The sequence below is a fragment of the Cupriavidus sp. FW216-B1 genome, assembly GCF_058789195.1.
The window spans coordinates 54,048-67,479 of record NZ_JBYTEL010000007.1 but is presented as its reverse complement, the minus strand read 5'-3'; the positions used below and the strand labels follow the sequence as shown (position 1 = coordinate 67,479).

The window sequence follows — 13,432 nt, the reverse complement described above, 5'->3', positions numbered from 1 at the left end:
GCGGCGGCGGCTCATGCAAATTAAGCATGACGCGCGGGCGGCCTCTGTGCCTGCCGCCGCACCCGCGCGGGCGCGCCTTCCTTGATCGCGCGGCAAGAATCATTTGCCTGCCATGGGGTTTTTGCCGGAGCCGGCCGCCCCGACAATCGCTTCATCCACCCATCCGAAGCGAGGCAACCATGCTGTTCACCCCCTACACCCTTGGCGACATCACCACGCCGAACCGCATCGTGATGCCCCCGATGACCCGCTCGCGCGCCGCCGCCGGCGACGTCGCCACCGACCTGATGGCCGAGTACTACGCCCAGCGCGCCAGCGCCGGCCTGATCATCTCCGAAGGCACGCAGATCAGCCGGCAGGGGCAGGGCTACGCCTGGACGCCCGGCATCTACACCGGGGAGCAGGTGCGCGGCTGGCGCAAGATCACCGACGCGGTGCACGCCGCCGGCGGCCGGATCTTCGCGCAGCTGTGGCACGTGGGCCGCGTCTCGCACACCTCGCTGCAGCCGGGCAACGCCGCGCCGGTATCGTCGTCGGCGCTGGTCGCCGAGGGCGTGAAGGTGTTCGTCGACGCCAGCGGCCAGGGCCCGCAGGGCGGCGTGGGCGAGATGGTCCAGCACTCCGCGCCGCGCGCGCTGTCGATCGACGAGATCCCCGGCATCGTGGCCGACTACGCCCGCGCCGCGCGCAATGCGCTGGAAGCCGGCTTCGACGGCGTGGAGCTGCACGGCGCCAACGGCTACCTCATCAACCAGTTCATCGACTCGCAGGCCAACGCCCGCACCGACGCCTACGGCGGCTCGCTGGCCAACCGCCTGCGCTTCCTCAAGGAAGTGGCGCAGGCCGTGACCGACGTGGTCGGCAAGGACCGCATCGGCGTGCGCCTGGCGCCGCTGACCACGCTGCAGGGCGCGGTCGACGACACGCCCGAAGCCACCTACCTCGCCGCCGCGCACGCGCTCGGCCAGATCGGCGTGGGCTACATCCACATCGCCGAGGCCGACTGGGAAGACGCGCCCGTGATGCCCGCCGCCTTCAAGGAAGCGCTGCGCGCGGTCTACCCCGGCACGCTGATCTACTCCGGCAACTACACCAAGCCGCGCGCCGAGGAAGCGCTCGCCCGGGGCTGGGCCGACCTGATCGGCTTCGGCCGCCCGTTCATCGCCAACCCGGACCTGCCGTATCGCCTGCGCCACGACCTGCCGCTCAACACCGGCGACCGCGCCAGATACTTCGGCGGCGCCGAGGCCGGCTACACGGACTATCCGCGGCACGCCAGCAACACCGGCGCGCAGGCCGATGCCGCCTGATCCCGCCGCCAAGGAGACCGCCATGCCCGGCGCACTGGACAAACTGACCGCCGGCGGCTTCAGCGTCGGCGTGGAACTGCCGCTGGACAACGACTGGTCGCCCGCCGGCGAAGCCGCCCGGCGCGCATCCGGCCGCCTGCCCGGCGAGCCCGACATGGCCCGCCACGGCGAACTGGCCCGGCTGGCCGACCGGCTCGGCTTCCGCGCGCTGTGGGTGCGCGACGTGCCGCTCTACGACCCGCAGTTCGGCGACGCCGCGCAGGTGTTCGAGACCTTCAGCTACCTCGGCTACCTCGCCGGCGTGACCGGGCAGATTCTGCTCGGCACCGCCGCCGTGGTGCTGCCGCTGCGCGAGCCGATGCTGACGCTCAAGTCCGCCGCCACGGTGAACCGGCTCAGCAACGGCAGGCTGCTGCTCGGCGTGGCCAGCGGCGACCGCCCGGTCGAATACCCGGTCTTCGGCCGCGACTTCGCGCGCCGCGGCGAAACCTTCCGCGAGCACGTGGCGCTGCTGCGCGACGCCGGCGCCTCGCGCCTGCCCGAAGGCGTGCGCATGCTGCCGCGCCCGGAGCAACCGCTGCCGCTGCTGGTGGCCGGGCTGGCCCAGCAAGCGCCCGCCTGGGCCGGCGAGCACATGGACGGCTGGCTGGCCTACCCCGGCACGCCCGAGGACCACGCGCGGCGCAGCGCCATGTGGCGCGGCGCCGCCGGCGCCAAGCCCTACATCAGCTTCATCCACCTCGACCTGCTGGCCGACCCCGACGCGCCGATCCGCCGCCACCGCTTTGGCGCGGCGGTCGGCCGCAACGGGCTGATCGAAGAACTGCGCGCCATGCGCGCGGCCGGCGCCGCGCACATCGCCCTGCACTTCCGCCGCAGCCAGCGGCCGGTCGGCGAAGCGATGGAGGAAATCGCGGCGCATGTGCTGCCGCATTTTCATGGTGAGGCGGTGGCGGCTCAGGCTCCAGCATGCATCGCGGAGACCGTGCCCCATGAGATGCGCGTGGTGGCGTAGCCGCGGCGCGCGGACCGCTCGTCACCCGGTCCGCGCTCCCGCCTGACCGAACAGCGCAGCCTGCGCCTGCGCGCAAGCCGCGCCGATGCAGCGCCCGAGTTCGTGCAAGGCGTCGTCGGCAAGCTGTCCGCTGAACGTGTGGGTACTGACCGCCAGCGCGGGCCGGCCGTGCGCATCCGCTATCGCCGCGGCGACCGAGACCACGCTCTTGATCAGCACGCCGGCATCCACCGCGTAACCACGCTGCCGCGCTTCATCGATCTCCGCGAGATAGCGCTCGAATGGCATCGGCGTATTCCAGCGGATGCCCGCGAAGGCTTCCCGCAACCGTTCGGGGGACACCTGGCCGGCAGCCGCGGCCGCGCGCCCGATCGCGCCGGCGTACAGCGGAATCCGCATCGCGCTGCGGAACTCGATATGCACGCCGAGCTCCGGCTTCAATCGATCGAGCAGCAGGAAGCGCGGCGAATCTCGCCTTGAATCCCGTGGTGGAGCGCGCTGCGAATCCACCACCCGCCATACGCTGACGGTGGCCTCGAACTGGTTCGCGATGCGCTGCAGTCCCGGGCGCAACAATTCCACCTCCGTCTTCCCCAGCATGACCCGCGCCAGTTCCAGCAGGCCGAGATCGAGGCCATAGGTCTTGGTGGCCGGCTCGAAGGCAACCAGCCGCTCTTTCACCAGGGTCCTCAGGATATTCAGCGCAGTCGACGGATTCAGCGCGGCGATGCGCGCGATGGCGGTCACGCCCAGCGGCTGCCGCGTATCCGACAACACCCGCAGGATCGATGCCGCCTGTATTACCGCGCCAACGTCTTTGCCTGCTTCCATTGCGTTCTCCGGTCAAGGCTCGAATGGCCCGATAGCTGGTCACTCTACACAAACAAATTCCTATTATTTACAGCAAACAAAGCCTTTGAAAAATCATGAAAAATTAGTCGGCAATTCATTTAATCGGTGAACAACAGATTCATGGTATTTCCCTACGGTGAATATCATTGACCATAGAAAACCTTGGGTATAACTTGTTAGTCAACCGGCACGCATAAGGCGACCACTTTCGCCAGACACCGCCGACCCGGCCCCCTGCCGCGCCGCATGCCCCGGCCGGCCACAAACCCGTCGAATCCACCCGCCCCCGGCGGCGCGCTGCACGCGAGCCACCGGCGGCCTCATGCTGCCCGCGACATGATCAGCTACGACATCGTTACCTTTGGCGAGGCGCTCGTCCGCCATGAACGGCCCACTCCGGTCCCCACCGGCGACGAGATCCTGCTCAGGATCTCGGCGGCGGGCGTATGCCATACCGACGTCCATACCCGTTCGGGCGCATACGACCTCGGCGGCGGCAAGGCCCTGCGCATGGCGGATCGCGGCATCCGCCTGCCGCTCACGCCCGGCCACGAAATCGTGGGCGAAGCCGTGGCGGCGGGGGAACACGTGGACCCGGCCATGCTCGGCAAGCCATATCTGGTCTATCCGTGGATCGGCTGCGGGACCTGCGCACCGTGCCAGGACGGCCGCGACAACATGTGCGCCCAGCCGCGTTCGCTGGGCGTCTTCCGCCCCGGCGGCTACAGCGACCATGTGATCGTGCCCGCCTCGCGCTTCCTCGTCGACATCGCCGGGCTGACCCCCGAGTCGGCCGCGCCGCTCGCGTGTTCCGGGCTGACGACCTACAGCGCGCTGCGGAAGCTCGACGCGCAAACGCTGGGCGCGACCTCGCTGGTCGTGATCGGCGCCGGCGGCCTCGGCCTGATGTGCGTGCGCCTGGCCCGGGCAATGGGCGGCGCGGGCACCATCGCCGTCGACATCAACGCGGACCGGCGCCAGGCCGCCGCGCTGGCCGGCGCGCGCGCCTGCTTCGACCCGGCGCAGGCCGGCGTGGCCGAGCGCATCCGCGCAGCCGCCGGCGGGCCGATCCTGGCCGTCGTCGACCTGGTCGGCTCGGCCCGGAGCACCGCGCTTGCCCTCGACCTGCTGGCCAGGGGCGGCAAGCTGCTGCTGGTAGGCCTGGCCGGCGGCGAACTGACCCTGTCCTTGCCACTGCTGCCGCTGCGCGCGCTTTCCCTCGAAGGCTGTTATGTCGGCACCCTGCAGGAGCTGCGCGACCTCGTCGCGCTGGTGCGCAGCGTGGAGATGGCGCCGATGCCGACCACCTGCCGGCACCTTCACGAAGCCAACGACGCGCTCGACGACCTGGAAGCCGGGAACGTCGTCGGACGGATCGTACTGCGCCCCTAGGCCAGGCATCCGGCCTGGCCGGCATCCAACCGCGGCGGCCACCGCACCGCCGCGTCCAACCACACAAGGAGACGGGTTCAATGGACATGACTGCCCCCGAACAGACGCAGCAGCGCTCGGCCGAGGACGCCACCTACCGGAAAATCACCGCCAGGCTGCTTCCCATCCTGCTGCTGTGCTATCTCACGGCGTATCTCGACCGCATCAACATCGGCTTCGCGCAGACCGCCATGAGCGAGGACCTCGGTTTTTCCGCCGCCGTGTACGGCTTCGGCAGCGGCATCCTGTTCATCGGCTACCTGCTGTTCGAGGTGCCAAGCAACTATGTGCTCGAGCGCATCGGCGCCAGGAAGACGCTGGCCCGCATCGCGCTGCTGTGGGGCGCGATCTCCTCGTGCATGATGTTCGTGCAGACGCCGATGCAGTTCTACGTCATGCGGTTCCTGCTGGGCGTGGCGGAAGCCGGCTTCTTTCCGGGCGTGATTCTCTACCTGACCTACTGGTATCCCGCCGGGCGCCGCGCCAGGATCGTCGCGCTGTTCATGACGCCGATCGCGTTCGCGGGCTTCATCGGCGGGCCGCTGTCGGGCTGGATCATGCAGAACATGGCGGGGCTCAACGGATGGAAGTCCTGGCAGTGGATGTTCCTCATCGAAGGCCTGCCGTCCATCGTCATGGCGGTGGTCGTGATGCTGTTCCTGGTGGACCGGCCCGACGATGCCAGATGGCTGACGGCCGAGGAGAAGCGCATCGTCAGGCGGGCGGTGGAGACCGGGCGCGCCGGAAGCAGGTCCGGCTTCAACGAGACACTGGCCGCGCTGCTCAAGGACGCGAAGCTCTATCCGCTGCTGTTCGTCTACTTCGCGCTGGTCTGCGGCGTGGTCACTACCGCGAGCTGGATTCCGGCCTTGCTCAAGACCGTGTTCCCCGCCGGCACGCCGCAGCAGCTCGGCCTGCTCACGGCCATCCCCTATGCGCTCGGCGGCATCGGCATGGTCTGGATCGGCCGCCGCTCGGACCGCACCGGCGAGCGGCGCTGGCATTGCACGCTGTCGGTCCTCGCCGGCGGCGCCGGCATCGCGGTGCTGGGCTGGAACACGGACAGCCTGGCGCTGGCGGTCGCGGCCATGTCGGTCGCGTCGGTCGGCATCTTTGCCGGCTTCCCCACCTTCTGGGCGGCCGCCACCCATCATCTCGACGAAGCGAAGGCCGCGTCCGGCATCGCACTCATCAGCTCGGTGGGGCTGATCGGCGGCTTCATCAGCCCGATCGTGATCGGCACGCTGCGGACCACCACCGGCAGCTTCAGCGGCGGGTTGTACGCCGTGGCGGCGGTGCTGCTGGCCGGCGGCGCGACCATCTTCGCCACGCTGGCCGCGCCGCGCGCGCGTGGCGCCATCCTCGCGGACGGCCCCGGCCGCTCGCTGGAGCCGGGCAGCCACCCATGAACCTGTTCGCGCACTTCAGCATGACCATCGGCGGCGCGCCGGTCCTGGCCGCCGATACCCTGCCCGTCATCGACCCGGCGACCTGGCAGCGCGTCGGCGACGCGCCGCGCGCCACGCGGGCGCATCTCGACCACGCGGTCGCCGCGGCACGCGGCGCCTGCGCGGCCTGGAGCGCGGTTTCCCTGCAAGAGCGCCAATGCCTGCTCAGGCAACTGGCGGCCGGGGTCAAGGCCCGCGAAGACGACTTCGCCCGCCTGCTCACGCTGGAGCAAGGCAAGCCGCTCCATGCCGCGCGCGGGTCCTGCTACGAGGTGCGCAGCGTCCAGGCGTGGCTGGAGGCTGTCGCGCGCATGTCGCCCGCAGCCGAGGTGCGGCTCGACACCGCGCAGCGGCGCGTCGAAGTCCGCCGCGAGCCGCTCGGCGTGGTCGGCGCCATCGCGCCGTGGAATTTCCCGATGACGCTGGCGGTCTGGAAGATCGCGCCGGCGCTGCTCACCGGCAACACGATGGTCCTGAAGCCCTCGCCGTTCACGCCGCTGACCATGCTGAAGTTCGGAGAGCTGGCCCGCGGGATATTGCCGCCCGGCGTTCTCAACGTGGTCAGCGGCGGCGACGAGCTCGGCCCCTGGATGACCGCGCACGCCGGCATCGACAAGATCGCATTCACCGGCTCCACGCAGACGGGCAAGGCCATCCTGCGCGCCGCTGCCGACACCATGAAGCGCGTGACGCTGGAGATGGGCGGCAACGATGCGGCCATCGTCATGGACGACGTCGACATCGATGCCGTGGTGCCGAAGCTGTTCTGGGGCGCGTTCGCGAACAACGCGCAGTTCTGCCTGGCCATCAAGCGGCTGTACGTGCACGAGCGCATCTACGACCGCTTCATCGCCGCCTTCGTCGCCTTCGCCAGGACCGTGAGAGCCGGCAACGGCCTGGACCCCGGCGTACAGCTCGGCCCGGTGCAGAACCGGCGGCAATACGATCGCCTGGTCGAACTGATCGCATCGTCGAAGGCGCGCGGCGACACCTTCCTGCTCGGCGGAGACATCCCCGCGGGGCCGGGCTATTTCGTGCCGGTGACGATCATCGGCAACCCGGCCGACGATGCCCGCGTCGTCGTCGAAGAAGCGTTCGGCCCGGTGCTGCCCATCCTCCGGTTTGCCAGCATCGACGAAGTCGTGCGGCGCGCCAACGACTCCGACTACGGGCTGGGCGCATCGGTCTGGTGCGCCGACCCCGCGACGGCGAGCAAGATTGCGGCGCGCCTGGAAGCGGGCACCGTCTGGATCAACACGATCCATGTGCTGTCGCCAGACTATGTCTTCGGCGGCTACAAGCAATCGGCCTTCGGCAGGGAAAATGGCATGGAAGGACTGCTGGAGTACACCAATACGAAGACGGTGGTGACGGACTTCTGAGCCCCCGGCCATCGCCACGTATCGGACGTCGGCGGCGGATCGGACGCGGTTCGGCCGGCCATCCGGCAGTCAGGGCTTTTCGCGGCAACAAGAAACCCGGTCATCCGACCGGGCTTCAGGCTGCATGCAACCCCCGACTTGCCAACGGGTTGCTCCCCTCAATCCCAGACCGGCGCCAGCCCCTCGGGACTGGTCAAGCGCCCGCCGCGATCCAGCGCGGCGATGGCGGCCATGTCCGCATCGTTCAGCCGCACGGCCAGCGCGCCGAGGTTGCTTTCGAGGTTGGCGCGCCTGGTGGACGACGGAATCACCGCGTAACCGAGCTGCATGGCCCAGGCCAGCACCACCTGTGCGGGCGTGGCGGACAGGCGCGCGGCGATCCGCCCGATCACCGGGTCCTGCAGCACGCTGCCGTAGCCGAGCGTCATGTAGGACGTGACGTGGATGCCCTGGCTGCGGGCGAACTCGGCCACCTTGCTGTTCTGCAGGAACGGATGCAGCTCGATCTGGTTGGTGGCGATCGCGCCGGCGCCAACGGCGTCGATGGCCTCGCGCATCAGCGCGATGGTGAAGTTGGACACGCCGATCTGCCGCGTGAGGCCCTGCTCGCGGGCCTCGGCCAGCGCGCCCATGAACTCGGCCACCGGCACCGCGCCGCCGGGCGAGGGCCAGTGGATCAGGGTCAGGTCGACGTGGTCGGTGCGCAGCTTGGCGAGGCTGTCCTTGAGGCTGGGCACCAGCTTGCCGCGCGAGAGGCTCTCGATCCAGATCTTGGTGGTGAGGAACAGGTCGGCGCGGGCCACGCCGCTGGCAGCGATGGCCGTGCCGACTTCGGCTTCGTTGCCGTAGATCTGCGCGGTGTCGATGGCGCGGTAGCCAACCTCGAGGCCGTTGCGCACGGAGTCGATGGCGGCCTGGCCTTGCAGGCGAAAAGTGCCGAGGCCGAGTGCGGGAATGCTCATGTTCGTTCCTTTGTCAGGTAGGTGGCGGCCGGGGCTGACGGCGGCCCGGCCGGAGATCGGGGGTGGCGGGCAAGCGCGCTGGCTCAGTCCACCGGCATGTCGTGTTCGATCCAGCCGGTGACGGAGTCGTGCGCGGGCCGCCAGCCGAGCTCGGTGCGCGCGCGGCGGGCGCGCACGCGGCTGTTGGAGCCGAAGGAATAGCGCGCGGCGCCCTCGCCCCACACCGGCGCGGCCTGCGCCACGGTCCAGGACTGCGCCGGGCCGAGCCCGAGGCGGCGCGCGATGGCGGCGCCGATCTCGGCGTAGGACGCCTCGCCGTTCTCGACGAAGTAGAAGGCGCCGGCCGGCGCGTGCTCCAGCGCCAGCGCGTAGAGCGCCACCACGTCGGCGATGTGCACGTTGGACCAGCGGTTCACGCCGCTGCCGACGATGCGCACCACCCCGCTCTCGCGGGCCTGCGCCACCAGCGGCGGGATCTGCACACTGTCGGCGTGCAGCCCGGCGCCGGTACCGTAGATCATGCTGTTGCACAGCACGATGCCGCGCACGCCGTCGGCGGCCGCGGCCAGCACCATCTCGTCGATGGCGTGGCGGGCCTGCTTGTCCGCTTCCACCACCAGCGGCGTGTCTTCGTCGAAGATGCGCGCGGACAGCACGTCGCCGCCCACGTCGTCGCCGATCACGCTGGAGCCGCTGGTGTGCAGGAAGAGCTTGCCGCTGCCGCGCAGGCCGGCCAGCAGCGCCTCCACGGCGCCGCGGTGGTCGCTGCTGGCGGTGTTGATGACGGCGTCGGCCTGCGCGGCCTCGCGCGTCAGCAGGGCCGCGTCGTCGAGCGTGCCGGCCACCGGCACGATGCCGAGGCGGGCCAGCGCGTCGGCCTGGGCCGGGTTGCGCACGAGACCGCGCACGGTGTGGCCGTCGGCCAGCAGCCGCACCGCGATCGAACCGCCGATGAAGCCGGCGGCGCCGGTGATGAAGATCTGCATGGGAAACTCCTCATGCCGGGCAAGCCCCGGCTTTTGCACATGGCAGGAGTATCCGGGCAAGCCGCGGCGGGAAACACCCGCCGCCGCGCAGAAGAGACTTGACCGCGGCGCAAGAATCGCCGGGCGGCGCGCGCCTGGCCGAGCCTCAGCCGGCACCGACGGAAACGCGCAGCGGTCTCGCCATGCGGGTAGCGGCGCGAGCGCGTCAAACCCGGTGGGGCAGACCTCGGAGCCGGTCCGGAAATGCAACGATGCGCGAAACCTGCCAAGCTGCCGGCAGGTGGCACGGCCAAGCGTTACAACCTTTAAGCTGTATCTCTTGATTACAGCTTATATAATGTTTTTTTCAAGAAATACACTTCATACGCTGTATTTTTGAAAAACAGCCTATACTCTGTATTCAAGGCACGCACCGGAAGACCACCGTGAACTACCCGATCCAGACCGTCGACCAGCTGGCACCCACGCTCAAGGCCTTCCGCCGCGCGGCCGGCATGACGCAGGCCGAGCTGGCGGCTCGGCTCGGCATCACGCAGCAGACCTATGCGCGCCTCGAGGCAAATCCGCAGGTAGTCAGTCTCGCGCGCTTTCTGCGCGTGCTGTCGGTGCTCGGCGTCCAGATGACGCTCGGGGCGGAAGACGCGGCAACCCAACGGCAGAGCCCGACCAACACCTGGTTTTCCGGCGACCAGTCCTCCCCCCCTGCGGCCAGGCACGTGCAGGAGGCCGCCGCCCGGTACGCAGCGCCCACGGCCACCCGCAAGCAACCCGAGGCCGGCGCATCCGCCTCCGCGAAACGCCCGGCCGCCGCGAAACGCAAACCGGCCAGGCAGGATTCGGACAGCGCGCCTGAACAGTCCAAGCAGCCCAAGCCTGTCGTCTCCAGGCGCGAGCAATGGTAGGCATGGCGCGCGCACCGCGTCACCGCCGCCTGCACCTGTGGATGAACGGTCTGCCGGTCGCTGGGACAAATTTGCCCCGGGGGCACGCCCCCGCCTCGCGCCTCAGCTCTGCCTGAGCGCCATCGCCAGCACCCGCGCCACGTGCAGCGCCTCGGCCTGCGCGCCGTCGTGGATCTGGTGGCGGCAACTGGTGCCGTCGGCCACCACCAGCGCGTCCGCCGCGCGCTTGCGCACCGCCGGCAGCAGCGAGAGTTCGGCCATCGCCGTGGAGGCGTCGTAATGCTCGGCCTCGTAGCCGAAGCTGCCCGCCATGCCGCAGCAGGACGATTCGACCGGCGACACCTTGAGGCCGGGAATCCAGCCGAGCACGGTCTGCACCGGCGTGAAGGCGTCGAACGCCTTCTGGTGGCAGTGGCCGTGCACCACCGCCTCGCTGGCCGGCAGCGCGCCGAGGTCGAGCGCGAGCCGCCCCGCGCGGTGCTCGCGCACGAGGAATTCCTCGAACAGGAAGGCTTGCGACGCCAGCTTCGCGGCTTCCTCGCCATAGCCGTAGCCGAGGAACTCGTCGCGCAGCGACAGCAGGCAGGATGGCTCCAGCCCGACCACCGGCACGCCGCGCTCCACGTAGGGCTTGAGCGTGTCCAGCAGGCGCCGCGCTTCCGCCTTGGCCTCGTCCACCAGCCCGGCGGCGAGGAAGGTGCGGCCGCAGCACAGCGGACGCTCGCCCGCGCGGACGTTGAAATGCACGGTGTAGCCCGCGGCTTCCAGCACCTGCTGCGCCGCGCGCGCGTTGTCCGGCTCCATGTAGTTGTTGAAGGTGTCGACGAACAGCAGGACTTCGCGCGCGGGCGCGTCCTTGCCCCCGGTGCTCTTCGTCCGCGCCGTCGACAGGAACGAAGTCCGCAAGCGCGGCAGCGAGCGCTGCGGCGCAAAGCCGAGCGCGCGCTTGACCAGGCCGGAGATGCCGGGAATGCCATCGGCCAGCGCGAGCAGCGGCGCCAGCCGGCTGGCCAGCGGCGCGTAGCGCGGCATGTACGCCACCATGCGCTCGCGCAGGCTGGTGCCGTGCCGCCGCGACCACGCCTGGCGCGCTTCGATCTTGAAGCGCGCCATGTCGATGCCGGTCGGGCAGTCGCGCTTGCAGCCCTTGCACGACACGCACAGGTCCAGCGCTTCCTTGACCTCGGCGCTGGCCAGGCCGTCGTCGCCGAGCTGGCCGGAGACCGCCAGCCGCAGCGTGTTGGCGCGCCCGCGCGTGACGTGCTGCTCGTCGCGCGTGACGCGGTAGCTCGGGCACATGGTGCCGGCGTCGAACTTGCGGCAATGGCCGTTGTTGTTGCACATCTCCACCGCGGCCGCCAGCCCGCCGGCGCGGTCGGTGCCGGTGCCGGGCGCGCTCTCGGCGCCGGTGAGCGGGTCGCGCGTGACGTTCCATGCCGACCAGTCGAGCGCGGGCGTGAGCGGCAGCGCCGCGTAGCCGGGCGCGAAGCGGAAGTTCTCGCGCGCGTCCATGCGCGGCGGGCGCACGATCTTGTCCGGGTTGAAGCGGTTGTCCGGGTCGAATAGCGCCTTGATCTCGCCGAACGCGGCGTTGATGCGCGGGCCGTACTGCCACGCCACCCATTCGCCGCGGCACAGGCCGTCGCCGTGCTCGCCGGAGTACGCGCCCTTGTACTCGCGCACCAGCGCCGCGGCTTCCTCGGCGATCTCGCGCATGCGCACCGCGCCGTCGCGGCGCATGTCCAGGATGGGCCGCACGTGCAGCGTGCCCACGCTGGCGTGGGCATACCAGGTGCCTTCGGTCTCGTGCTTGTGGAACACCTCGGTGAGCCGGCGGGTGTATTCGGCCAGGTGTTCCAGCGGCACCGCGCAGTCCTCGATGAAGGAGACCGGCTTGCCGTCGCCCTTCATGCTCATCATGATGTTCAGGCCCGCCTTGCGCACGTCCCACAGCGCCTTCTGCGCGCCCGCTTCCGGCATCTTCACCACCGCGCCGGGCAAACCCAGGTCGCCCATCAGCTCGGCCAGCGCGTCGAGCCGGGCCAGCAGCGCGGCGTGTTCCTCGCCGGCGAACTCGACCAGCAGGATGGCCTGCGGGTCGCCGCTCAGCGCCCGCTCGATGACGGGGCGGAAGGCGGGATTCTCCATCGACAGGTCGATCATGGTGCGGTCGACCAGTTCCACCGCCACCGGCCCGAGCTTGACGATGTGCCGGGTCATGTCCATCGCCTGGTAGAACGTGGGGAAGTTCACCACGCCCAGCACCTTGTGCGCCGGCAGCGGCGCCAGCTTGAGCGTCAACTGGCGGCTGTAGGCCAGCGTGCCCTCGGAGCCGACCAGGATGTGCGACAGGTTGGCGTGGCCGTCGTCGGTGTAGGCGCGCGGGTTCTGGCAATCGAACAGGTCGATGTTGTAGCCCGCCACGCGGCGCAGCACCTTGGGCATGCGCTCGGCGATCTCGCCGCGCTCGCGCGTGGCGATGCGGCGCAGGTCCGCCAGGATGCCCGCCACGCGGCCGCCTTCGGCCGCATGCGCGAGCGAGCCGAAATGGCACTGGCTGCCGTCGGCCAGGATGGCGTCGATGGCCAGCACGTTGTGGACCATGTTGCCGTACTCGATCGAGCGCGAGCCGCACGAGTTGTTGCCAGCCATGCCGCCGATGGTGCACTGCGCCCCGGTGGAGACGTCCACCGGAAACCACAGTCCGTGCGGCTTGAGCCACGCATTGAGGTGGTCCAGCACGATGCCCGGCTCCACCGTGACGGTGCGCGCCGCGGCGTCGAAGTCCACCACGTTGTTGAGCCACTTGCTGTTGTCGATCACCAGCGCCTCGCCCACGGTCTGGCCGCACTGGCTGGTGCCGGCGCCGCGCGCCAGCACCGGCAGTTGTTCCTCGCGCGCGATCTCCAGCGCCGCCAGCAGGTCGGCCTGGTCGCGCGGCACCACCACGCCGAGCGGCGTGATCTGGTAGATCGAGGCATCGGTGGCGTAGCGGCCGCGGCTGGCGCGGTCGAACAGCACGTCGCCGCGCAGCGCCTTGCGCAGCCGCGCCGACAACGGCGAGGCCGCGCCGCGTTGCGGCGGCACGAGGTGGACCGGCTTGACCAGCAGGGAGGAAGGCGTGGGGTTCATGGCGTTTCTTGT

Annotated in this window: 10 protein-coding genes; 6 read left to right on the top strand and 4 right to left on the bottom strand. The window is 70.0% G+C overall.

Going from position 1 to position 13,432, the window contains the following annotated elements:
• Positions 1 to 179 precede the first annotated feature (179 nt).
• Complete coding sequence (locus tag AC3WXD_RS16835; RefSeq protein WP_492324224.1) at positions 180 to 1,310, top strand: alkene reductase; 1,131 nt, start codon at positions 180 to 182, stop codon at positions 1,308 to 1,310.
• 22 nt (positions 1,311 to 1,332) lie between these two features.
• On the top strand, positions 1,333 to 2,325 hold the full coding sequence (locus tag AC3WXD_RS16830; RefSeq protein ID WP_492324223.1) for a TIGR03571 family LLM class oxidoreductase: 993 nt from the start codon (positions 1,333 to 1,335) through the stop codon (positions 2,323 to 2,325).
• A 21-nt stretch (positions 2,326 to 2,346) separates the two neighbouring features.
• On the opposite strand, the gene AC3WXD_RS16825 is transcribed toward AC3WXD_RS16830, so the two are convergent.
• On the bottom strand, positions 2,347 to 3,156 hold the full coding sequence (locus AC3WXD_RS16825; RefSeq protein ID WP_020423704.1) for an IclR family transcriptional regulator: 810 nt from the start codon (positions 3,154 to 3,156) through the stop codon (positions 2,347 to 2,349).
• A gap of 357 nt (positions 3,157 to 3,513) precedes the next feature.
• On the opposite strand from AC3WXD_RS16825, the gene AC3WXD_RS16820 reads away from it, so the two are divergent.
• The 3 genes from AC3WXD_RS16820 (at position 3,514) to AC3WXD_RS16810 (ending at position 7,438) form a co-directional block, all read left to right on the top strand.
• On the top strand, positions 3,514 to 4,569 hold the full coding sequence (locus AC3WXD_RS16820) for an alcohol dehydrogenase (protein WP_492324222.1): 1,056 nt from the start codon (positions 3,514 to 3,516) through the stop codon (positions 4,567 to 4,569).
• A gap of 86 nt (positions 4,570 to 4,655) precedes the next feature.
• Positions 4,656 to 6,017, top strand: coding sequence for an MFS transporter (locus tag AC3WXD_RS16815; RefSeq protein ID WP_492324221.1), 1,362 nt, complete (start codon positions 4,656 to 4,658; stop codon positions 6,015 to 6,017).
• Positions 6,014 to 7,438: an aldehyde dehydrogenase family protein gene (locus AC3WXD_RS16810; protein ID WP_492324220.1), complete on the top strand. Its 1,425-nt coding sequence runs from the start codon at positions 6,014 to 6,016 to the stop codon at positions 7,436 to 7,438. The genes AC3WXD_RS16815 and AC3WXD_RS16810 overlap by 4 nt, the downstream gene beginning before the upstream one ends.
• Before the next feature lie 158 nt (positions 7,439 to 7,596).
• On the opposite strand, the gene dkgB is transcribed toward AC3WXD_RS16810, so the two are convergent.
• Together dkgB and AC3WXD_RS16800 are read right to left on the bottom strand one after the other, a co-directional pair.
• On the bottom strand, positions 7,597 to 8,400 hold the full coding sequence (gene dkgB, locus AC3WXD_RS16805; protein WP_492324219.1) for a 2,5-didehydrogluconate reductase DkgB: 804 nt from the start codon (positions 8,398 to 8,400) through the stop codon (positions 7,597 to 7,599).
• A gap of 83 nt (positions 8,401 to 8,483) precedes the next feature.
• Complete coding sequence (locus tag AC3WXD_RS16800) at positions 8,484 to 9,386, bottom strand: NAD-dependent epimerase/dehydratase family protein (protein WP_492324218.1); 903 nt, start codon at positions 9,384 to 9,386, stop codon at positions 8,484 to 8,486.
• Between the two features lie 425 nt (positions 9,387 to 9,811).
• Here AC3WXD_RS16800 and AC3WXD_RS16795 point away from each other — a divergent pair, with 425 nt between their 5' ends.
• Entirely contained in the window at positions 9,812 to 10,288 is a 477-nt protein-coding gene (locus AC3WXD_RS16795; RefSeq protein ID WP_454733775.1) for a helix-turn-helix transcriptional regulator, read from the top strand.
• Positions 10,289 to 10,390: 102 nt separating this feature from the next.
• Here AC3WXD_RS16795 and AC3WXD_RS16790 read toward each other — a convergent pair whose 3' ends face one another.
• Complete coding sequence (locus tag AC3WXD_RS16790) at positions 10,391 to 13,420, bottom strand: FAD-binding and (Fe-S)-binding domain-containing protein (RefSeq protein WP_492324217.1); 3,030 nt, start codon at positions 13,418 to 13,420, stop codon at positions 10,391 to 10,393.
• Positions 13,421 to 13,432: the final 12 nt, after the last annotated feature.

Excerpts from the sequence above, each read along its gene's own strand:
- AC3WXD_RS16835 (WP_492324224.1), top strand. The coding sequence starts at position 180 with ATGCTGTTCACCCCCTACACCCTTGGCGACATCACCACGCCGAACCGC.
- AC3WXD_RS16830 (WP_492324223.1), top strand. The coding sequence starts at position 1,333 with ATGCCCGGCGCACTGGACAAACTGACCGCCGGCGGCTTCAGCGTCGGC.
- AC3WXD_RS16825 (WP_020423704.1), bottom strand. The coding sequence starts at position 3,156 with ATGGAAGCAGGCAAAGACGTTGGCGCGGTAATACAGGCGGCATCGATC.
- AC3WXD_RS16820 (WP_492324222.1), top strand. The coding sequence starts at position 3,514 with ATGATCAGCTACGACATCGTTACCTTTGGCGAGGCGCTCGTCCGCCAT.
- AC3WXD_RS16815 (WP_492324221.1), top strand. The coding sequence starts at position 4,656 with ATGACTGCCCCCGAACAGACGCAGCAGCGCTCGGCCGAGGACGCCACC.
- AC3WXD_RS16810 (WP_492324220.1), top strand. The coding sequence starts at position 6,014 with ATGAACCTGTTCGCGCACTTCAGCATGACCATCGGCGGCGCGCCGGTC.
- dkgB (WP_492324219.1), bottom strand. The coding sequence starts at position 8,400 with ATGAGCATTCCCGCACTCGGCCTCGGCACTTTTCGCCTGCAAGGCCAG.
- AC3WXD_RS16800 (WP_492324218.1), bottom strand. The coding sequence starts at position 9,386 with ATGCAGATCTTCATCACCGGCGCCGCCGGCTTCATCGGCGGTTCGATC.
- AC3WXD_RS16790 (WP_492324217.1), bottom strand. The coding sequence starts at position 13,420 with ATGAACCCCACGCCTTCCTCCCTGCTGGTCAAGCCGGTCCACCTCGTG.